This is a genomic window from Romboutsia sp. 1001216sp1 (genome assembly GCF_039841805.1).
GTDB lineage: Bacteria > Bacillota > Clostridia > Peptostreptococcales > Peptostreptococcaceae > Romboutsia_C > Romboutsia_C hominis.
On record NZ_JBDPHA010000001.1, the window covers coordinates 72,571 to 94,665 of the forward strand.

27 protein-coding genes and 1 pseudogene are annotated in these 22,095 nt (G+C 24.3%); 5 read left to right on the forward strand and 23 right to left on the reverse strand.

Annotated elements, in window-relative coordinates; translation table 11 throughout:
* Positions 1-15: 15 nt before the first annotated feature.
* From ABHC41_RS00310 to ABHC41_RS00345, 8 genes are all read right to left on the reverse strand, one after another.
* On the reverse strand, positions 16-609 hold the full coding sequence (locus ABHC41_RS00310; RefSeq protein WP_271891860.1) for a helix-turn-helix domain-containing protein: 594 nt from the start codon (positions 607-609) through the stop codon (positions 16-18).
* A 149-nt stretch (positions 610-758) separates the two neighbouring features.
* Positions 759-1,325: a helix-turn-helix transcriptional regulator gene (locus ABHC41_RS00315; protein ID WP_271891861.1), complete on the reverse strand. Its 567-nt coding sequence runs from the start codon at positions 1,323-1,325 to the stop codon at positions 759-761.
* 336 nt (positions 1,326-1,661) lie between these two features.
* The gene (locus tag ABHC41_RS00320; protein ID WP_271891862.1) at positions 1,662-1,958 is read right to left on the reverse strand and encodes a YciI family protein; all 297 of its coding nucleotides are present in this window, start codon (positions 1,956-1,958) and stop codon (positions 1,662-1,664) included.
* A gap of 267 nt (positions 1,959-2,225) precedes the next feature.
* Positions 2,226-3,434 (reverse strand): S41 family peptidase, encoded by a 1,209-nt coding sequence (locus ABHC41_RS00325; protein ID WP_271891863.1) that lies wholly within the window; start codon positions 3,432-3,434, stop codon positions 2,226-2,228.
* Positions 3,435-3,962: 528 nt separating this feature from the next.
* Positions 3,963-4,946 carry a linear amide C-N hydrolase gene (locus tag ABHC41_RS00330; RefSeq protein WP_271891865.1) on the reverse strand — a complete coding sequence of 328 codons (984 nt, stop codon included), beginning with the start codon at positions 4,944-4,946 and terminating at the stop codon, positions 3,963-3,965.
* Positions 4,947-5,787: 841 nt separating this feature from the next.
* Entirely contained in the window at positions 5,788-5,952 is a 165-nt protein-coding gene (locus tag ABHC41_RS00335; protein WP_330615155.1) for a hypothetical protein, read from the reverse strand.
* A 224-nt stretch (positions 5,953-6,176) separates the two neighbouring features.
* Positions 6,177-6,389, reverse strand: a complete 213-nt coding sequence (locus ABHC41_RS00340) for a hypothetical protein (RefSeq protein ID WP_242871332.1) — start codon at positions 6,387-6,389, stop codon at positions 6,177-6,179.
* 624 nt (positions 6,390-7,013) lie between these two features.
* Positions 7,014-7,406 (reverse strand): hypothetical protein, encoded by a 393-nt coding sequence (locus ABHC41_RS00345; RefSeq protein WP_271891866.1) that lies wholly within the window; start codon positions 7,404-7,406, stop codon positions 7,014-7,016.
* A gap of 219 nt (positions 7,407-7,625) precedes the next feature.
* On the opposite strand from ABHC41_RS00345, the gene ABHC41_RS00350 reads away from it, so the two are divergent.
* Positions 7,626-8,336, forward strand: a complete 711-nt coding sequence (locus ABHC41_RS00350) for a manganese catalase family protein (RefSeq protein ID WP_166505194.1) — start codon at positions 7,626-7,628, stop codon at positions 8,334-8,336.
* A 211-nt stretch (positions 8,337-8,547) separates the two neighbouring features.
* Here the strand turns inward: ABHC41_RS00350 and ABHC41_RS00355 are convergent, their stop codons facing one another.
* The 4 genes from ABHC41_RS00355 to ABHC41_RS00370 form a co-directional block, all read right to left on the reverse strand.
* Complete coding sequence (locus ABHC41_RS00355) at positions 8,548-9,546, reverse strand: anti-sigma factor domain-containing protein (protein WP_271891867.1); 999 nt, start codon at positions 9,544-9,546, stop codon at positions 8,548-8,550.
* 14 nt (positions 9,547-9,560) lie between these two features.
* Positions 9,561-10,211 (reverse strand): sigma factor, encoded by a 651-nt coding sequence (locus ABHC41_RS00360; protein WP_271891869.1) that lies wholly within the window; start codon positions 10,209-10,211, stop codon positions 9,561-9,563.
* 218 nt (positions 10,212-10,429) lie between these two features.
* A complete protein-coding gene (locus tag ABHC41_RS00365) occupies positions 10,430-11,101 on the reverse strand; it encodes a DUF4956 domain-containing protein (RefSeq protein WP_092926375.1) in 672 nt (223 codons plus the stop codon).
* 15 nt (positions 11,102-11,116) lie between these two features.
* On the reverse strand, positions 11,117-11,830 hold the full coding sequence (locus ABHC41_RS00370) for a polyphosphate polymerase domain-containing protein (protein ID WP_242871333.1): 714 nt from the start codon (positions 11,828-11,830) through the stop codon (positions 11,117-11,119).
* 360 nt (positions 11,831-12,190) lie between these two features.
* Here ABHC41_RS00370 and ABHC41_RS00375 point away from each other — a divergent pair, with 360 nt between their 5' ends.
* Positions 12,191-12,580 carry a DUF2500 domain-containing protein gene (locus ABHC41_RS00375; protein ID WP_242977277.1) on the forward strand — a complete coding sequence of 130 codons (390 nt, stop codon included), beginning with the start codon at positions 12,191-12,193 and terminating at the stop codon, positions 12,578-12,580.
* 677 nt (positions 12,581-13,257) lie between these two features.
* On the opposite strand, the gene ABHC41_RS00380 is transcribed toward ABHC41_RS00375, so the two are convergent.
* The 4 genes from ABHC41_RS00380 to ABHC41_RS00395 all read right to left on the reverse strand — a co-directional run bounded on the left by ABHC41_RS00380 (position 13,258) and on the right by ABHC41_RS00395 (position 15,505).
* The gene (locus ABHC41_RS00380) at positions 13,258-13,671 is read right to left on the reverse strand and encodes a universal stress protein (protein ID WP_195237047.1); all 414 of its coding nucleotides are present in this window, start codon (positions 13,669-13,671) and stop codon (positions 13,258-13,260) included.
* 384 nt (positions 13,672-14,055) lie between these two features.
* Positions 14,056-14,535, reverse strand: a complete 480-nt coding sequence (locus ABHC41_RS00385) for a hypothetical protein (RefSeq protein WP_271891870.1) — start codon at positions 14,533-14,535, stop codon at positions 14,056-14,058.
* Positions 14,498-14,743: a hypothetical protein gene (locus ABHC41_RS00390; protein WP_195581004.1), complete on the reverse strand. Its 246-nt coding sequence runs from the start codon at positions 14,741-14,743 to the stop codon at positions 14,498-14,500. Before ABHC41_RS00390 ends, ABHC41_RS00385 begins: the two co-directional genes overlap by 38 nt.
* Before the next feature lie 114 nt (positions 14,744-14,857).
* Positions 14,858-15,505, reverse strand: coding sequence for a VanZ family protein (locus ABHC41_RS00395; protein WP_207743599.1), 648 nt, complete (start codon positions 15,503-15,505; stop codon positions 14,858-14,860).
* Between the two features lie 237 nt (positions 15,506-15,742).
* Between ABHC41_RS00395 and ABHC41_RS00400 the strand changes: the two are divergent.
* Both ABHC41_RS00400 and ABHC41_RS00405 read left to right on the forward strand, forming a co-directional pair.
* A pseudogene (locus ABHC41_RS00400) lies at positions 15,743-15,946 on the forward strand (helix-turn-helix domain-containing protein).
* A 262-nt stretch (positions 15,947-16,208) separates the two neighbouring features.
* Positions 16,209-16,682 carry a GNAT family N-acetyltransferase gene (locus tag ABHC41_RS00405; protein ID WP_166505189.1) on the forward strand — a complete coding sequence of 158 codons (474 nt, stop codon included), beginning with the start codon at positions 16,209-16,211 and terminating at the stop codon, positions 16,680-16,682.
* 107 nt (positions 16,683-16,789) lie between these two features.
* Here ABHC41_RS00405 and ABHC41_RS00410 read toward each other — a convergent pair whose 3' ends face one another.
* From ABHC41_RS00410 to ABHC41_RS00440, 7 genes are all read right to left on the reverse strand, one after another.
* Positions 16,790-17,425: a hypothetical protein gene (locus ABHC41_RS00410; protein WP_271891871.1), complete on the reverse strand. Its 636-nt coding sequence runs from the start codon at positions 17,423-17,425 to the stop codon at positions 16,790-16,792.
* Between the two features lie 48 nt (positions 17,426-17,473).
* On the reverse strand, positions 17,474-17,833 hold the full coding sequence (locus ABHC41_RS00415) for a PH domain-containing protein (protein ID WP_092926393.1): 360 nt from the start codon (positions 17,831-17,833) through the stop codon (positions 17,474-17,476).
* A gap of 311 nt (positions 17,834-18,144) precedes the next feature.
* Positions 18,145-18,501, reverse strand: a complete 357-nt coding sequence (locus ABHC41_RS00420) for a hypothetical protein (RefSeq protein WP_240275975.1) — start codon at positions 18,499-18,501, stop codon at positions 18,145-18,147.
* A 258-nt stretch (positions 18,502-18,759) separates the two neighbouring features.
* Positions 18,760-19,086, reverse strand: coding sequence for an arsenic metallochaperone ArsD family protein (locus ABHC41_RS00425; RefSeq protein WP_271891872.1), 327 nt, complete (start codon positions 19,084-19,086; stop codon positions 18,760-18,762).
* Positions 19,087-19,237: 151 nt separating this feature from the next.
* Positions 19,238-19,981 carry a metallophosphoesterase family protein gene (locus ABHC41_RS00430; RefSeq protein ID WP_271891873.1) on the reverse strand — a complete coding sequence of 248 codons (744 nt, stop codon included), beginning with the start codon at positions 19,979-19,981 and terminating at the stop codon, positions 19,238-19,240.
* A gap of 11 nt (positions 19,982-19,992) precedes the next feature.
* Positions 19,993-20,385 (reverse strand): metalloregulator ArsR/SmtB family transcription factor, encoded by a 393-nt coding sequence (locus ABHC41_RS00435; protein ID WP_092926401.1) that lies wholly within the window; start codon positions 20,383-20,385, stop codon positions 19,993-19,995.
* Positions 20,386-20,546: 161 nt separating this feature from the next.
* A complete protein-coding gene (locus ABHC41_RS00440) occupies positions 20,547-21,059 on the reverse strand; it encodes an ECF transporter S component (protein WP_092926403.1) in 513 nt (170 codons plus the stop codon).
* Between the two features lie 178 nt (positions 21,060-21,237).
* On the opposite strand from ABHC41_RS00440, the gene ABHC41_RS00445 reads away from it, so the two are divergent.
* A complete protein-coding gene (locus ABHC41_RS00445) occupies positions 21,238-21,888 on the forward strand; it encodes an N-acetylmuramoyl-L-alanine amidase (RefSeq protein ID WP_195581000.1) in 651 nt (216 codons plus the stop codon).
* Positions 21,889-22,095: the final 207 nt, after the last annotated feature.

A 22,095-nucleotide genomic window follows, 5' to 3' on the forward strand; every position in this document is an offset into this window, starting at 1 on the left:
AATCAATTTTAATTATCAATACTCATTACTAGAAAATACTTCAAATATTTCTTCTTCAAAGTCTTCTTGCTCTGTTGATGAGTTAACCCACTCTGGTATTACTTTATAATAGTGTGCCAACGCTTCTATTGTTTTATGAAATACTATTTCATGTGGCACTTTTTCCATTAGCTCTACTATTAGTTTGTATGTATCCATATTAGGCATATCATCTACTAAATCTATTGAATTTTTAAATCTATCTATTAGTTTTGCTTTTTCTATAGACCTTTCTATTGAGTTTATTTCTTCTTTATCATAAATTGGTTTTTCTATAATATCATTTATTTCTCCTATAGAGAATTTCTGCTCATGCTTTTTTATTACTGGCTTTAAATCTTGTTTTAGTTTTTCTTTTTGAATCTCTAGCTTTTCTATTTCGTTTAGCTCTTTAACAAAATATTTTGAATCTATATTAAATATTTCTTCTAATACTGGTAGATATTTTTTAGGAATGTTTTGCTTTCCTTTTATCCACATATTTATATTTTGTTTTTTTATACCTAGAATTTCTGCAAGTTCTATATGTTGCATATTATATAAGCTCAATATGTACTCTAAACCATTCATATACCACATCCCACTTTTATTGTCTTAGTCAATATATTTATATACTACTTTATTTTATTGTCTTAGTCAATATATTTATATGGATTTATTTTCCATAAAAATAAGGCTAGGTTATACTCTAGCCTTATTTTTATTATTTATTATATTTCTTACTTCTTTATCTTATCCTCAGCTTCCTTCATCTTAAGCTCAACAGTAAACAATAAAGCCCTTACAAGGTCATCATAAAACTCCCTCTTAAAATCATCAAAATATGTATAACTATCAAAGCTTATAACACCATTGTTCTTAACACCAAACCTCTTACAATACTCCTTGTGGCACATTGATATAAGCCTTCTGTTAACTCCTAAATCCCTATTTTCACAAAGCACCTTCTTTAACATTTCCTCTTTACCAAGATACTTAATATCTTTTTCCTTAAACATTCCATCTAACTTTTTCATAGCCTTTTCATACACCTCATCACCAAATTTAATACCTTCTTCATAAGGAGGTGCTGCTTCTATTTCTAAATTAGCATCCTGTACTACTTCCCAAAAGTCCATTTCAAGTTCATCTATAATACTTGTAAGTATTTTTAAATTAGGTTCTCTTTGCCCTTGTTCATATTTTGCTATTGCATGTTTGCTTATTCCAATCCTTTTAGCTAGTTCTTCTTGAGTTATATTTTTTCTTTTTCTAGCTTCTTTAAGTTTTTTTCCTAAATTATCCATTCTTATCACCCATTAAATAATAACCCATTTTGGGTTATTATTCAATATTATTGGGTTATTTATTAAATAAAAAAGAGGAACGTTTCGTTCCTCCTTATTAATAAATATTAACTATCTTATTCTAAACTCTTTAATTATAGTGTGATTATAAAATATAAGAATAAAAAACTTACCGAATAAAGGATATGTTGGTGAATATAGCAACTTAATAAATAACTGTACTTTGGTATTTATATATTTAAATCACTAAAGTACAGTTATTTTATAGTCTATTTTTAATTTTATCTACCCTTTACATACTAGTTTTATAAATACGTTCAATTAATTTTTTATAAATTAGTTATTAAACCATTCACTAGGCGATTGATTAAAATAATGAGGTAAAAATTCTATAACGTTGTAATCTTGTATACCAGAAAGTTTAAGTGGCTCATTAGATAGGTACTCATCTATTTTTTCAATAGATTCTGCCTTCATAACAAATAGTCCTCCACTCATATTTTCTTTAAGTCCAGCCATTAATATTAATCCTTCATCCATTGCCTTTTGAGAATAAGCCATGTGCTTTTTCATTATATTTTCATCAATTGGATTTTGACTTTTTAGTTTTCCTTCAACAATAAAATACTTCATTTTTATTATGCTCCTTTGACTATGTATGATAAATATATTTAACTAGCATTTCTATAATTAGACTTAACTTATTTAAAATAATAAATACCCTTAAAAATACATTTAAAAACTATTAACTAAGCAAAATAAAACAACTCTATCATAGTTTTTGTAATATACATACTAAGATAGAGTTTGTAATTAAATTTAGTAAACTTCTACCACCCTTCTTTGCTATACTTATCTATTAATTCTCTGTGCCTAGATTTGCTGAACGTATTACAACTATTAATTATCATTTTTTATATACTCGATTAAATCATCTAAGGAATTCATATATAAATCTAATGATGTTCCATTTTCTAAATTACTGCTTCCATCTGCATTTAAACCTTTCTCTGCTGTACTTCTAACGGCTAAACCACTATTTGGTAATTTAAATACTATAGGGTCAATACCTACGCCGTCCCCACCGCTATTTTCATTTCCTACAACTTTTGCCCAACCACTGTCTTTACAAAATATAGCCAATCCTTCAGCTGCTGAAAATACTCTTTTATCTACCAATAAATATATATTTCCACTATAACCTTCTTTATTTTCTGTACTATCAAATATACTTTCATTAGAAAATTTTAATTTATATTCAGTGTAATATTTAAAATCTTCTATATTTCTCACATTTTTTAACATATCCTTTTTAGGAAATTTATTTATGTCCTTTAAATCATTTCCTCTTGCTTCATAATATTCTTTTGTTATTTTTCCATCTTTATGAAGTGCATATGTCGTGCTTTCATATGTATTGTTTACAATAGGACTTACTATATGGTCAATCCATAATTGTGTATTACCACCTCCATTACCTCTTATATCTATAATATAGTCCTTATAATTATTAATCTCTTTATATAACTCATTTATTTTATTAATATCTTCATTAGTAAATTCACCAAAACTATTAATTTTAATATACGCTATCTCATCATCAATTATCTTTGTTTCTATATTACCCTTATAATTTTTAGAAATCTTTTCATTAATTTTTTTATTTAAACTTTGTAAATTATTATTTTCACCTATGTAGTTTTTCCATTTTTTATTTTTATCTATTAAATCTTTATCATTTAAAACATTACCTTGATAGCTTCCTTTATATAAATTTATATACCAGTCTATGCTATCTGGTGGTATTAGATTGGTGTGACCATCTCCAAGTAAATTTATTAAAGTGTTCATTACGTTATAAAATTCTTCATTGCTATTACTGTTTTCTACTTCTTCTTTAAAAACATCATATAAATCTAAGTATTCTGTATTGTATTTATTATAAAATACATCGAAGTTGCCGTAATTTTCTTTCATTGTATTTATATAATAATTAAAATCCTGTACTTTTTCTTCTTTAGTTAATTCTTTTAATTTATCATTACTGCTACATCCAATTGATAGACCTAATAAAAAAATTATTACAATTAATTTTATTATTTTCCTCATACAATCCCCCTAATTAACCTTAATACAAGTAAAAGAATGTTTTTATATATTTACTTTGAATTTATAAACTTTAGTACCTTCTTTTTATATTTATCATTATAATCCAACCAAATATTAGCATGCTCACTATCATTAACCGTTATTATCTTCTTTTTATCATGAGTAATATACTTATAAATATCCTCCCCCATAAAATAAGGTGTAAGTGTGTCATAATAAAATATATATATTCTTAGATGAAATTTCATGTGTAATTTGTAATAGCTATAAACTTCGATTTAAATATAAATAAAAGTATCACATACTTTGAATTTAAAATTTAAACTTAAATAATAGTTATAACTAAAAAAGAGTATGTCTGTTGAAATTTATATATTTCAGCAAACATACTCTTTTTTAGTTGATTTTAACGTATATAACACTATCTTATGTATTTTTTGCTTGTTATTACTATATACACTAAAACCATCTGATATCTATATGTTAATGTTTTTTAATACTTTTTATAAAAATTAATTTCCTTAATTTCTAGTTAATTGAATAAGTTACTAGCTCATTTTCTCTGACATTTTCTAAAGAAAATTCCATTGTGTCTATATAATTAAAAACACGTAAATATAATTTACCTAAATTTTGATCATATGCACACATATAACTTGAAAAATCTGAATCATCTTTATCTTCAAAGAAACGCATAACTCCCTTTGGAACCCAAACAGAATTTAAAATACTAAATAATTGAGCAGGTGCTTCTTCATCACTAACTTCTCCTATAAGATTTCTTAAATATACTGCACGTACAAATCTTGATGGTGAAGTATAATCTCCTGGTAATCCAAGTAGACCTGTACCATTTGAAATTGGCGTAATTGCTGTTTTATTGTTTAAATGATTTTGTTGTCTATTAAATCCTTGTACTTGAATATAATTTGCTAAATTAGTCATATGCCAATCGAATGTTGGATCATTAGCCATTACGCCTACATTATTATCAAAAACTCTAAAACGTCCATTATTTGTTGGTTCTAATACGACTGAATTACCCATTTTGTCTGTAAAAGTATAATGAGCAGTAATAGGGTTACCCTTACCTAACTCTCCTAATGAAGGAATATCATCACCAGTAACTGCAACTTTTGATATATTTTTCTTTATATCACTAACATTTTCAAAGTTGCTTAAAATCCAAGGAATTATTTCACCACTATTAATAGCTGTAAGACCTTCATTTTCTATGTTGTCTTTTTTATCCCATGTACATGCCTTTAAAAATAAAAGTCCTCCAGCAAGTCCTTTTTCATTTACTCCATCAAAAAATAAAGTAGATCCTGATAAATTTATACCTAAAAAAGCGTATTTTGTTTTCCATGGTTTACTTTGTGTATCTAAAGTAAAATTTTTAGGAACAATAGTTACTTTTGAGCCAATATCAAATGGATTAAAAGAAGTATCTAAAGTTCTTCCCCAATAAAAGTTATTTTTGTTGCTTGAAATGTGAACATGCGTACACATTTAACTCATCTCCTGTCATTTTATTATAATCTTTTATTTAATATTTTTTATACCTAAGATTATCCATTTAAAACAGAAAAATTTCTATTATTTATTTTACCTTTAAGTTGTCATATACTCTGTCGAGACATTCAATTTACTCTAGATTAAGCACTCTTCCTTATAAAAAACTATCTATTTTAATTTTGCTTATATACGTAAGTATTTCTTTTATCACCTATTCCTTAATCAATTTTTATTATTAAAGGACCGTGTATACTTGTTGTAAAGTTTTATTATATATACCCTGTTTAATTCCACTTAAATGTGTCCTAATGTCATTAACTTTATACAAAATACGTAACTAATCTCTAAAGTGAAATTTAGTAAATAGTTATATTATAATTAAATTACAAAGCATTTATTTTTCCTATAAAGTTTAGGAATAAGACAATAAACATAGATAAATTTCCTAATAATGAAATTAATAATATTGAATATCTTATAGTGAATACTTTATAAGGACAATTTCTATAATTGAATGTAAGCTTTTTTCCAGAATAAGATATCATAGCAAAAAGTGTAAATATTACTAACAATCCTTGTGCACTTGCACTAAATAATTTAAATAAAGAATCAAGATTATTGTTTGTCCAAAATGAGTAATTCAATAAGCTTAAAATAGCGGTAATTATTGCAATTAATTGTGATATTTTAATCAGATCCTTTCTAGAAATCTAGTTTTTTTAATTATTATAATATATCATAATAATTAAACTAAACTTAAACTAAGCTTAAATTATTATTAAATTTAATTTTAACTAATCTTAAAAAACATTTAAAGATATCTAGAAAAATACTCTTAGAATCTTAATTTATCATAATTGTATGGGATACTTGTTCCAACCAATACATCTTCAATTTTATCTATTATTAACCAGTCATCCATCTTACTTTGTTTTTCAAATTCTACAAGACACATACATTTTTTATGCCAACGTTGCGTCTGTTTATTAGTAAGATTCAACTTCTATTGATTATCGGCAAGAACAGTATTTATTTCATCTTCCGATAGCTTTACATAATTAGTATTTTGTATATGTACACTAAAACAGATGTTTTCGTAATAAATAGTAAGTTAAAAAGGCTAGAAACATTGAAAATACATCAATTTCTAGCCTTTTTATATTTAAAAATAATAATTCGCAATATATTAAAATTGTTCATAAATCCAAGTGATAGATTGGTATATTATTTATCTTTTTGTTCATTTAAAATCAACCCATATTTCTTCATTAACACTAAGTATATAAATGATAATAAAGATCCTGCTAACCCGTATATAGCATCAACAATATCTTTCGTGTTTATAATGCTTAAAAATAATTCATATACAAAATTTCCTAAAATCAAACTTATACCTAATACAATTACATATTGAAATTTAATATCAAATAAGACCATAATATAACCATAAGCCAAGTAAAAAAGCATACTTAAAGAAAAATTTGATATATGTGAAGTAATGGTGTTATTAATAAATACAATATCACTATTAAAACTATTAATCCACCTAATGATAGTTAAAATGAAACAAAAACAAACTAATGCAAAATAACATATATTAAATCCCTTTTTTATATTGTATTTAGATTTTGGTTTCATATTATTCTCCAATTCAAATTTATATTTACTTAATAATATAATAAAGTTCTAATTCCCGTAATATAACGTTTGCAAACTTTATTATATTATACTAAATATTCAATTATTTTCCAATTACCAAATAATTGAATATTTTCATTAAATCATATGTTTTTTGAATGAAAAATAGAGTAATAATATTATTACTCTATTTATATTTATTTAGTTATAATATAATTTTAATTTCATATGCAGTATAGGGAATGGATTACCCTGTTCATCGAACTTAGATTTTAAGAACTCTAGTAAAATATAACAAAAACAAGTTATTTATGAGTATGTAAATGTTTGTCCCTTAATTAATATAAAATTCCCCTAGAATTGATTATAAGTATTATTTTCTATAAGTTTTTACTATATATAAAAAAACTTCTTAGTGACTAGTTAAATTTTGTGATTAAAGAATATTAAATCTCCAAAATTTATTCCTACCGCACTTCCAAAACTTATACTAAAAATACTACCTAAATTTATACTTGAACTTTTCAGAATAAACTCTAAAATAAATAATACTATAAATGAACATAAAAAATCTTTTAAAGCATTAATTAATCTTCTTTTTCTATCCATCGAATTTAAATATATGATTTTTATTATTAATGAAATTCCTCCTATGACTAAGCATGAAATAAAACTTATGACAAAAAAACCTACACTATACTGTACTATTTCTCCTTCTCCTATAATAAATCCAGTAAAAATCAATATAAGTACGGAAAGTATAAATAGGTATGTTAATGCCCTTGTCAACTTAAATAATTTATTGTATTTATCCATCGAATCCCCCATTAATTTGTATTACTTTAATAATATATCTTTGAAAAATAATTTACAATCCATATAATAATTATAAGTATATCTTAAATTTTACTTTAGGTATTAATTATGTACTTTACATAAAGAAAAATTAACACATTATTTATTCAAACAAGAATAATTTCCATTAATTTGGAAAATATATTTTTAACCAAAGATCAAATGGAGGTACATATTTAAATGTTTAAGCATGATAAAAAGTTATTAAGAGAAGTAAAAGTAGAAAAACCAAACCCTCAATATGCAGTTTTAATGCAAGAACAATTAGGTGGAGGTAATGGAGAGCTTAAAGCAGCTATGCAATATATGGCACAAAGTTTTAGAATAAAAGATCCTGTTATAAAAGATTTATTTTTAGATATAGCTGCAGAAGAACTTAGTCATATGGAAATGGTAGCTCAAACTATAAACTTACTTAACGGACATGATGTAGATTATAAGGCTGTTGATTCAGGAGAGATAGAGACACATGTATTAACTGGATTATCACCTGTATTAATAAATTCATCAGGAGCACCATGGAGTGCAAATTATGTAACTGTAACAGGTGATTTAGTTGCAGATTTATTATCTAATATAGCATCAGAGCAAAGAGCAAAAGTTGTATATGAATACTTATATAGACAAATTGAAGATAAATACGTTAGAGAAACTATTGATTTCTTACTTAATAGAGAGGAAGCACATAATGCTTTATTTAGAGATGCACTAAATAAAGTTAAAGGTACAGGCTCAAATAAAGACTTTGGGGTTACAGAAGATTCTAAGTTATATTTTGACTTATCTACTCCTGGACCTAACCATGATACTAAAATAAATATTACTCCACCATCATTTGATAACCCTATAAATAATGATAGTATTCCAGTTGGAAAAAATTCTAAAAAGTAACATTAAGTATATCAATTTGAAATATACACTGTAATTAGGTATTTATAAAATAAAGTTAAAGCCCTTAGAACCCAAATAAATGGATTTCAAGGGCATTTTCCCTAGATATATTTACTTTAAATGTGTTTTAAATACTAATTGAAATTAAATTTATTTGTAAATTGTACCATATTTTTACATTTATTGTTTTTTAATTATAAGTCTATATTTTTTATTCATCATTATCATTATAATTATGATCTTTATCATCGTCTTTGTTATTATCTTTATATTTAAGATCTTTATCGTCATCATCTTCGTTATTATCATTATAATCACGATCTTTTTCATCATCTTTGTTATTGTCATTATAATCACGATCTTTATCATCGTCATATTTGTTACTGTCATTATAATCACGATCACTATCGTCATTATCTTTATTGTCTTCATATCTATCTTCAAGTTCATCTTTTATTTCTTTATTTAAATAAACTGGAGTAGATTTATTTTTTAGTAGATTTATAAGCTCATCAACAGACATATTTTCTATAGTATCTTCTAATAAATCTTCATTTATTATCTCATCTGCTTTATATCTTCCAAGGCTTATCCCTTTTTCAATTGCCATTTCTCTATCTTGTGATGAACCATACATATAAACTATTTCAACTCCACTAAAGTTCTTTCTTATTATATTTTGGATACTTTTTTCAAATACTTTATTGTTTGTATTTTCTAAAAATGCAAATCCTACTATCATTGAATCTTTATTCTTTATATCTTTATTACTTTGTACATAGGATCTAATAATCTTAGTTGCTTCATCAAGACTTTTCCCATTTAAATCTTTCATATTCATTTTCTTTCCATCTTTATTTAAACCTTTTGCATTAACTACTATTTTATTCTCATCAACTTCAAGCCCTATACTTGGATTTATATCTAATGTTACTAATGCATATGGATTTGATATAGATTCTTTGTCTTTACCTGAAAAGTTAAATATAATTATAAAGAAAATTGATGCAACTAATGCCAATGGCTTTATCCATTTTTTATTTTTAAATTCTATAACTTTGCTTTCTTTAATTATATCTTCTTCAGTAAATATAATTGCATCCCCAATCAATAACCCCTTTTTAATTTTTATTTTTAATATATCCCCACTATTTATCATAACTATTGCATGGTCTTTATTTAATTCCATAACGATACCTTTGTAATACATAAGCTTAGTCACCTCTATTTCCCTATCCATAACATTAGGTTTCTATATTTTTTAAAGAAAATTATTATAAGTGAAATTATAAACTTTTTACTTCTCTTTATCACTTTTTCTGTAACCATATATTTTAAAGAGATTTTTTTTATTGGAAGTCTCTTTTTTTCATACATAAAATCAGTAACCTCAAGGTCTTTACTTGCTTTCTTTGATACATTAATAGCATTTTCCCTTGTATCACTATGCTTTGGTGCCTCTTTTATTAAATCTTCAATTGTTAATTTGAATAAATTAAGTTCTTCTTTAAATTGTTGTATTTCATTTATAAGTTCTGTTTTATCTTCAATTGGATTATATAAGATATTATTTATGTCTATTCCTATCTCCTTATATAAATCTATTGATACAACATCAACCTTTTTTTTCTCTTTTGCTAAATAATTTTTTATTCTGCTTTCAATTACTATCTTTGCAAATGATAAAAATGGACCTTTTTCTTGATTATATTTATCTAATGCTTCAACAAAAGCCATAAGGCCTATGCTAAATTCATCGTCATTTTCAATTGAAACATATTTACCTGTAACTTTTGAAATTGTATTTATTATAAATCCGATATTTTCTTCAACGATCTCATTTATATCACCATTTTGAAATACCTCTTTTGACATAAGTTTTATTCCCATCCTGATTCTTAAAATATATTTGCTAGTTTTATATAATAAATAACTTTCTATTTAATTAACTATATACTTTTTGTTATTGATAAAATGAATTTTGATAATGTCCCATTACATTACTAATAGAAGTTTCTTGATTTAATTTATTAATTTGTATATCATCCAATAAGTAAAAGCAGATATTTTAATAAACTATCTGCTTTTGTTCTTTATATAACTTCTGTACTTGGTGCTAATACATTTACACTATCTATTTTTTCAAACTTTAGTAAGTCATCTATCAATAAATTATCTTGATTATTTGATACCTTTATCTCGTAAACTAGTTCAAAGGAATCACTTAATATATTTTTGGCTTTTATATTATTTTTAATTTTATATTTATCAAGTATCTCTTGAATTGTATTTAAATTAACTTCTTTACCTCTTATTACTAGCAATAATTTATTTCCACACTTGCTTTCTTTTCCCGTAATAATCATAAATAAAGCTATTAAACAAGAGCTTATTAGACATAAAAAAAGATTTTGTGTGGCTGATGCAAGACCTACTGACATACTCCAAAAAATAAATCCTATATCTCTATAATCTTTTATATTTGTTCTAAATCTTACTATTGATAATGACCCTAGCATCCCTAGAGATATCGCTAAATTACTTTGAATTAAATCCATAAGAACAGTACTTATAAAAGCTATCATAACAAGTGTTATATTAAATTTCTTATTATAATTTAGCGTATCATATGAAAGCTTATATGTATAATAAATTATTGCAGAAAAAACAATAGTCATGATAATACTTTGTATAATAAATTTTGGTGTTTGTGCATTTTGAATTATTGAGTTTAAATCTATATTTCCTTTTAAAATTTGATTCATAATATCATCTCCTGTCTAATAATAATATTTATTTAATAATTGTCTCGATGTTCCATACTTACTTGGAGGCTTCCCAATAAAATTACATTTTGATAAAATTTCTTGTATCTGATAAAACAAAAATCTATCATATTTAACTTCAAGAATAGTTTGATCCTTAGGCATAGCTTGTTTGAAGTTTATATCTTTATCAAATAAATTATAATTAAAGTTTGTATACCTTAAATTGTTATCAAGGGTTATTCTTGTATTAAAACTTTCATGTATGAATGCTCTCCTATCATATTCAACCATAGAAACTGGTCTATAATTATGAGTTTTCATTAGATTAAATGCATAATGTGAAAGATGATTATTATTATATTTTAATAGTACATAATAATCTCCATTTATTAATTTTATTGCATCTTCTTTAGAAATTGTTATGCTTTCTTTTAATTCTCTGTCTAAATGTTTTCGCTTAATTTCAAATTTAGCAAAAGTATCCGTAGTGTTGTATATTCTTAGTCTTACACGCTTTCTTTTTTCAGTTTTTACTAACTTTTGTGTAAAATCTTCATTATCAATACTATCAAAATATACACTTCTTGTTTTATAGCCATTATAATCACCATATTTATCTGGAGTTAATACTTTACTTAAAGAATTTAACAAGTAAATTCTATCTATAAGAGAAACTAAAAACTTTACTTCTTTTCTTGATACAGATAACATGTCAATATTACTCATATTTTCACCTCCTAAATTATCTTTCGATATATAATACAAATTTTTTTAAATATTTAGGGACTTTTTTTCTAATATTAAAGAAATATTTAAATAAAAATATAATTAATTTAGAATATACTGATACCATGAATGCTTATTTAAGATTTATCAAATAAATATATTTATAGATTTTACATAAAGTTAAAGCCCTTAGAATCTATTTATTTAGATTTTAAGGGCTTTTTTACTATATTTCTTTAGTATGTATTTTTTAAGAATAATCAAAAATGTATCTATTTTGTTACCACATAAATGAATCTATAGCTTAAAATTAGCATAAATTACATTTTTAAAATATATACGAAATGAGGGGTATCTATTATGGATATGTATTTTTTTGATCCAACTTTTGACTTATTTACGGTCATGTTTTTTATAATCTTTTTTCTTATTTTAGGTACAGTTATAATTAATATAATTAGAGGTGTTAATCAATGGTCTTACAATAATAAACAACCTATATTAGATATAAAAAGTAAAGTTGTTTCTAAAAGAAGTGAAGTTATAAGACACGCTGGACATGTTGATTCAAATGGAGTACATCATAACGGAGGTTCATCTACAAACTATTATATTACATTTGAGTTTGAAAGTACTGATAGAATGGAGTTTAGTGTTTCAGGAAAAGAATTTGGTATGATTGTTGAGGGAGATGTAGGGACTTTGAAATTTCAAGGGAGTAGATATCTAGAGTTTAAAAGAGAGATTTAATCTCCAGAATATGTTTATTTATAAATCTTTATACAGGTTTTATTGGATAATTATCCTGTAATTAAAACATCTACGACTAATAAAACAGATATAGGGGAATTATTATTTGAGAAATATCTAAAAGATAGTTATGAGAATTATATAAATGGCGAATATGAAACTATAAACATACTTAATGGCTATAATATAATTAGTTCTGAATTAACAAATATTTGATGTAAATAAAGAATTAGGTTATGAAGGAAAAGAAATACATGAAAGTGTTGATAAAAACTTAAATAAAATGCTTAATAGACTTAATTATTTAAAAGAAGTGTATTCTAAGCCTCTAAAATAAAATATCTAATTATAAGTTAGATAATATATATAGCTTTAACTCTTGAAATTTTAGTAGTAAGCTTTTGTTCACTTACTTTATTTATAAAAACTCTAAAGATATATATAATAATTCTTCATACATAAAGTTTATAACAAGTTTCTAAATTAAAATTCTCAAAATAGTAAAAAAAGAGTGTATCTATTGAAATTGCTACATTTTAGTAAATACGCTCTTTTTTCTTTTCTATGAAATTTTATTTATTAATTATTATACTAATTTTGATTTATTTTTATCTATATTATTTGCATTTATTATATATTTTCTTTAATTATCTAATCTTTAAAATTTAATCCTCTTACTATTCAGGTACTATAGTAACTGTACATTTAGATTTTTTTACCACATATAAAGTTACAGAACCTATAGAATCAATAAAGTTCTTTTTAGTAGATTTGGTCATTATTATTTCATCAAATTTACCATCTATTGATTTTGATATAATTTCTTTGCCTGGATCTCCCAATATCCAATATTTTTCTACTTTATATCCTTGCAATTTATTCTTAAACTTTTCTAACATAATACCTGCTTCTTTTTGAGATTTTTCTATCTTCATGTCTATAATCATTGGATTTGTAATATTAGTTAAGCTAATATCACTAACAGTTATCAATACTATTTCAACTTCATCTTTAGAAAAATTATTTGATACAAAATCTAAAGATTTTTGGCTTCTTTCTGTTCCATCAATAGGAATTAATATTTTTTTCATTTCTCAACACATCCTTTTTAAGAAATATTAACTGTATAATTAATATATTATCAGAAAATATTGTAGAAAAATAGTCTTTTTTGGAAAACATTTCCCAAATTATTATAAAAATTTAAAAATTAAAAGGAATGGTTATTATGCCAATGATTGAACTTATTGATTCTATTATAACTTCTAGAATAGGAGGATTTAGTTCATTGTTTTATAAGTATTTTATAAATAATAAAATTTAAGAATGCAAATTTAAACTATTACTTAAATTTGTATTTAGGTAATAGTTAAAAAAAATCTAATATCTTCAATCCTTGTAAAGCCTATCAAAATAAAGAAAAGTCAAACTTAATTTTATTAATTCATCTCTAAATGTATTTAAACCATTTTTAACTATATAATAGTATGTATACTAAATGGCTTTATACCTGTACAGTGGTAAGTATAAAAATCCATATTTTTATTTGATAGTTTCTCGCTCATTAACTCAATAAATTCAAATCTCTCACTTTTCATTGATACAGTATTGAACAAGTGAAATCCAGCAATAGTCATATCTAAATTGTTACCAATTATCTTCTCTGCTGTTTCTATAATATTAGTTATACCACGATGAGAACGACCTGCAATAAGTGTATATTTATTGTTTTCTTTTAAAATAAGATTTTGCTCATGATTAAAATTATCTTGAACATATCTATCTTCTTCTTTTTTTAGTAGTGATTTATTTGAATTTGGAATTAAATTATTTCCTTTAACATTTGAAAATAAATATATACTATCATCTAATTTATAATTACCATCAATTAAAACAATTCTATGATTATTCTTAATTTTAGCATCTAGCCCTACATAATATTTTGCAAACTTCATTATTGAAGTATAGTCCGTGAGAAATAATAACTATATCAACATCAGAAATATCAATGTTTAGCTTTCTAGCGTTTTTTATAAATGTATCATCTGGACCTACATCAAACAAAATACTATGTTCTCTAGTTTTAATATGTAAGCACAATCCATGTTTTTTCTTATATTCTTTTGATATTGTAGTATTCTCAACTAAAGTTGTTATTATCAAATATAATCCCCCAATCTTTTCCCCAATAAATTAGTATCTAAATTATTTAACATATAACCATCTGATTTATTGATATTATACAATACAAAAGTTATCTTTTTAATATATAATAGCTTAGTTAGGGAAAATATACCAATTGTACAAGAAAAATTCTCCTAAAACAGATAATATAATATATATGATAGCCTCATTTTTAAATATGGACATAGTGGTTTTATATGTATCCACAGTATCTTCACTTTTAGATATAAAAGCAATTTCTTTATTTATGCTATTAAATAAATTGCTTACAAGTACCCATATAAAATACCCCAAAACAGCACCTAAAGAATTCATTACTAAATCATCAATATCTGTAGCTCTATGGTTGAATAGTTGACAAATCTCAATTGCTAATGAAAAGCCTACTCCAGTTAGAAATACTCTAATAGGATTTCTAAATCTCTCCCAAATCAAAGGAAGTAAAAATCCTAAAGGCATAAACATAATAATATTTAAAATATAAGTCAAAATACCATTTGAGTTAAATAAAATTAAATTTATTTCTTCTAATCTAATAATTCCACTATATTGACCTATATCCCATACACTACCAATCCCTGCTACACTAATTGCTAAATAAATATAAATTAAGAAAATATATACCCATATTAAATGTGGTACTAGATATGTTTTTTCTTTTAAATCTCCCTGTTTTATAGCAAATATTTGGTATATTACACAAGGTAATATTACACAAATAAATGGATAAAGACTCGACATAATTATAAGTTATCTCCTTTCAAAATTTGATTTGTTTATTAATATAAATACTAGCATAATAGTAATTTTTAAATATTAAGAAAATATTAAGAAGCTCTTAATATTTATTAAGGTGTATTTTTTTAATTTAAGTCATATATAAAGTCAGTGTGATATATGTGTAATATAGAGATATAAATATATCACATTAACAGGGGGTATTTTTAACTTATAAATTTGATACAGGAAACTAAAATTATGGCAAAATTTATTAATAATTAAAAAAAGTATGGTCAATTTAATGAATTAACCCAAGAAGAATTAGCTAATAAAGTTAATGTTAGAAGAGAAACTATAGCTCGCTTAGAAAATGCAAAGTACAATCCTTCACTTGAATTAGCTGTTAGAATTTCAAAGGAGTTAAATACTCCCCTTGAAAAACTATTTATCTTTGAATTTTAAATAGTATTGAAAAATATTGTAATTAACCAATTAATAACTTAAAATATAAACTTGTTATACTAAATAATATATAAAATTATAAACAATAAAAAGACTAGAAAAAACTGGTCTTTTTTTATTTTGCTCTATTTTAAATAATTGTTGATAATTAATTACTTTTTTTAAATTAAGTTGTAATATAGATATATAAAGTTTTAAAAAGATATTTAATAAAGACCAAGTATGTATTTAAATTAAATAGAAATTTCGGAGGAAAAGAAATATGAAGATAAGGGAATATAAATCAAGTGATTGTGATAAAATAGCAGATTTGTTTTATAATACTGTTCATTTCATTAATGCAAAAGACTATACACAAGAACAATTAAATGTATGGGCTACAGGAAATATTGATATTTATAAATGGGATAAATCTTTTTTAAATAACTATACATTGGTTGCAGAAGAAAATAATATGATAATTGGCTTTGGTGATATTAATAATGAAGGATATCTAGATAGATTATATGTACATAAGGATTATCAAAACATTGGTATTGCTACTGCTCTTTGCGATAAATTAGAAAAGCGATACCATGTAGAATACATTATAACTCATTCATCCATAACTGCAAAACCATTTTTTGAAAAGCGTAGATATAAAGTAATAAAAAAACAATTTGTTGAGAGAAATGGTATAAGGCTAACGAATTATATAATGAAAAAATATATAAATTCCAGTTTATCTGCATATTAAATGAATAATCTTAAATTTATAAGCATTTTACTCCTACTATAAATTTTATCTCTAGTATATAACACATCCAAATAAAAAAAGAGGAACGATTCGTTCCTCTTTTTTTATTAGTTATTTATAACGTACCCATCATCTGGAACAAATTTTATTGTAACTCCCTTTAGCTCTATATTAGTGCCATCCTTTAATACTACATTTTGTTCTTCTCTTTGATAAAAATCATCATTTCCACTTACGCCCATTATTAGATTTACTCTAAAGTCAGATGACATTACATTTCCTCCACCTTTTACAGCATATAAATCATATACACCTTCTGGTATATCCTTACCTACTAAATAAGTTCCATTTCCTAAAGTTATACTTCTTGCATCTAATTCAGCTTGTTTTTTTGCTTCTTCTTCTTTTTTCTTCTCTTTGGCTATTCTTTCTTGCTCTTTTTTATTTTCTTCTTCTTTTTTATGCGTTTCTATTTTCATAGCCTCTTTTTCTGCATCTTTCATTTCGAAAAATGGCTTTGCTTCATCTACTTTTGCTTGTAATTCATTTACTGTATTCTTTGAGCTTTCTAGTTCATTACTTACTTTATCATACTTTGATTTTAATTCATCATAGTCAGCTTTTGATACCATACCAGATGCTCCCATACCTATTCCTAAGAAGGCTGCTACTACAAATGTAACTATGTAGCTTATTACTTTCTTTGCACCCATTTCCCTAATTTTAGTTAAAAACTTATTCATATAATTGCTCTCCTTGATATAAAATTTATTATTCCTATTTAAAAATTTTTATACTGCATCACTTATTAATCTACCTATAGCCATTACATCTATGCCTTTGCCTAGTTCAAACTCATATTGAACACTACCTATTACTAACTTAACTTCACTATCTAAATCAAAACTTCCAGAACTCTCTATTGCATAGCTGTTTATTTTGTTGTAATGGAAAAACCTAAATTCTTTTTTCTTTCCTGTTAATCCTTGGATATTAAGCATTATTACTCTTTTGTCTGTAAATACAAGTTCATCTCTTATTCCTTTAAATGAGTATATTATTTCTTCATTAGTTCCTAAGAAGTGATTGAATCCTTCATGTTCTTTTCCCATATTTTCATATCCGAAAAATCCTAATTTTACTATGTTCATACTTTATCTCCTTTTCTTTATTAAATACCAGATATTGTTGTTTTGATTTTCACCATATTAATTATACATATCTACCTTGTCGAAATTTGCCATTTTTAGTCTTCTTATTAATTTTTTTATATTTTTTTGGTAGAATTTACAGTTAAATGTATTAATATATTAATTTTTTCATTTAATATATTGTAAAATAAGACCTTTTAAAAATGTTTAGTTAAATAAAAAAAGTGACTAGAAATTATTCTAAATCACTTTTTATTTATGTTATTAAGTTATAAAAATATATAAATAATTTAATTACGATTCACAATTATTTATATACACCCTTTTAAAGACTCAATATTCTCGTTAAGAGTATTTAAATATTTTATTCTTGCTTCATATTGTTTAATTGTTAATGACCCTAACTGTGTTTGACTGTACATAATAGATGAGTTTTGAACCTCATAAAAATTATCAAATTTTATATCTAAATTATTTTCTTTACAATAATCATTAAGGATATTTACATATTCTTCAACTTTATTAAAGTGTTTCTCATGAAGTTTAACAAAAGGTGTCATTAACATAAACATAATTGCGTTAGTTGTATACATAAATACACTTAAATTAGACTTTGATTTTTTTATATGATTTTGCATAGTGTTACAATCATTTTTAATATTTGACATATAAATCTCCCCTTTTATTTATAATTATATAATATATTAGGTTAGATATAATAGTTACGATTTATATCAAATATATACACATATATTAATTTTTAAAATTAATTAAACAAGAATATTATTTCTTTTTCCATAATACTTTATATACCTTTCATATATTGCTTTTTTAATCTTTCAATTATATTTTTACATATTATGCAAATAAAAATAAGGAACGAATCGCTCCTCCTTATTCTTATTTTTCTGATTTTATATTTAAAACTAATTACTAGCTTGTATATACGCTTTAATTTCTTCTATATTTGGATATTCTCCACATTTGATAATCTCATCATTTATAAATATTATGGGCAACTTTTTATTGCTCATTTCCTTGACTAATTTATTTCCACCTGTATTTATTAAAAAATCTATTTTTTTAGGTCTAACTCCATACACATCCACCTTATAAGTTAAAACTTCTATATCATTATATTGAGACTTTAACATATTTAAATCTTGATGAAATTTTGAAGCTTTCATATCCTTAGATGTATCCGTTAAACCTTGTATTCCATAATTCATTGATTCAAAAATCTCTATTCTCACAATTATTCACCTTCTATATAATTTTATTTTACAAACTAGTATCTGGTTTTATTTGCTACTTCAACAAATACTTCTTACTTATATAAACATATTCAAATTTATGAATATGTTTACTTATATTTAATATAAATATGTTATCTTAAATATAGATTTATTTTGAGTTACCCTCTCTTATAAGTCTTGCAAATTTATTTGGAAGTATTTCATTTTCCTCAATTTCTTTTGCTAGTTTCTCAAAATTATATTCTACTTCAATTATTTCAACTTCAACACTTGAATACGTTTTTGCTAACTCATCATCATTTTTTATATCTATAATTACATAATTTGCATCAGGTCTATTAGTTTTTGGCTTTCCTACACTTCCTGCATTTACAAGTAATTTTTCTCCATGATACTTTGCATATGGTATGTGTGTATGACCACAAACTAATATATCCTCTACCAACTCGTTCATAACTTCATCTGCTTCTTTAGAGTTTTCCTTTAAGTATTCATTTATTACTCTAGTACTTCCATGAACAAATCTTATAGTTTTATTGTTAAAAATTAATACTACTTCTTTCGGAAGATTTCTTAAATATTTTTTATTTTCTTCAGTTATTTCTTTCCCTGTAAAATGCATTGAAAGTCCAGCATTATGAGCATCTTTAGGATCTGGATAATCACATCCACATACTATTTTAGAGTTTCCTATAGCATAATCATAATTTCCCATTATAGTAAGTATATTTTCTTCCTTTATCCTATGTATAACTTCATTTGGTCGAGTTCCATATCCTACTAGATCACCTGTGCATACTATCATATCTACATTTTTTTTGTCAATATCTAATAAAACTTTATCAAGTGCATATATATTACTGTGTATATCTGATATTACTGCTATTCTCATGTTCTTCCCTCCTAAAGTGATTTTCTTTTGTTAATTTTACAAATTATATCTTTAACTTTAGATACATTTTCACAATTTAATCCAGCATCTTTATAGGCTGTTAAAATATCATAGTCATATTTTAATTTTTCCTCTTTATCTAATTCATTTTCTAAAAAAACTTTTATAAAGTTATATTTTTTTAAAGTTTTTTCATCTAATTTATAATACACATATTTTGCCTCTTTGTAATAAGTAACTATATTAGCATTCATTAACTTATTCAAATGCCTAGATGCATTAGATTGTGTAATTCTAAGTATTGATTCAATTTCACAAACGCATAATGGACCTTCTCTTAAAATATTGACTATTCTTATTCTAGTTTCATCTCCTAGAGCCTTTAACATTCGTATTATCTTCATAAAATCTCCTTCATCAAATTATCATATTCACTTTTAATCATATGGTATGCTAAAAAATTAATTTTGTAAACTATTATATCAATTCTTTTTTATATCCTTCTTCTTTATAATTAGCTTAATATAATAAAAATAGCCAAGGATAAAAATCCTTGACTTTATTTTTAGTGTTGAGCATTAAGACGCTTTACATAACTTGTTTTTCTTAAAGAGCAAGTAATAGGAACTGCTATAACTATACTTGTTATTCCTTGAACTATGTTTGCTGGTATAGAACCTGCTGAAACTAAAACACCTCCATTTAATAATATACCTGCTAAAAAGTAACCAATTACCATAACTATACTTCCTAGTAAAGTTGAAGAAACCATATTTATCATTGTATGTCTTTTTAATATAGTAACACCTACTATATATCCTTCTAAACCTTTTATAATAAGAGTAAATAATGCCCAATGAGAATATCCACTTAAAATATCTGCTAGTGCTGAACCTACTCCCCCTGCAATCATTCCTGTAAATGGTCCAAATAAAATTGATGAAATAAATATTACACTATCACCTACATTTACATATCCTTGTGTTCCAGGTATTGGAATTTGAATAGTCATTGTAGCAAGGCATACTAAGGCTATCATAAGTCCATTTATTACAATTTTTTTAGTTTTATTATCCATTTTACTCCCTCCAAATTTTTAGTATCTTATAAGTTAATTATATTTGTGTTTATAAAAATTCTCAATATTAATTGTAACCATACAATTTGTTTTTTAAGGACAAACTAAACTCATACACATATATTAATTTAACTTAAAGCATCTCTCTAATAGAATCTAATAAAAAGGAGTTGATAATATGAAATGGTACTTAGACTTTGGTCATGGTGGCAAAGACCCAGGAGCATTGGGAGAGTTTTCAAAAGAAAGCGACGTAGTCTTAAAGGTAGGAAACTTAATAAAAAATACATTAGAAAAATCAAATGAAACTATAATAACAAGTAGAACAAATGATACATACCACACACTAGAAGAAAGAGTAAATAAGGCAAACAAAGAAAAATGTAATTACTTTATAAGCATCCACCTAAACTCATCAAGTAATAAATCAGTAAGAGGATGCGAAGTATGGGTATACGACAAAAATTCAAAACTATATAATCTATCTAAAAACATTTGTAATTCCCTATCAAAATCAATAAATACTAAAAATCGAGGAGTGAAAATATCTAAGGAATTTTATGTGCTTAGAAAAACAACAATGCCTGCACTATTAATAGAAATAGATTTTATATCAAATATAGAATTTGAGAAAAATCTATCTAATAGTTATTTCCTGGAAAATATAGCAAATACAATATCAAAAGAGCTTTTATCTTTTGTAAATAAGGAAGTGAATAATAAAAAACTATATCGTGTGTGTATAGGAGCTTTTGAGGATAGTGAAAATGCTATAAATCTTAAAAACAAAGCTATATCTAAAGGATTTAGTGATGCTTATATAATATAAAAGATAGATGTGTAAAAAAGTATAAAATATATTATCTAATTATATTTATTCTCAATTTTAATAATATATAAATCAAGGAGGAACGATTCGTTCCTCCTTCTTATAAATATTAAACCTTATACTTAATCTATATTCAAATACATCTTATATTGATAATATTATCTGAAAATTATAGACTTAAAGAAATTAAAATGAATTTAAATTATC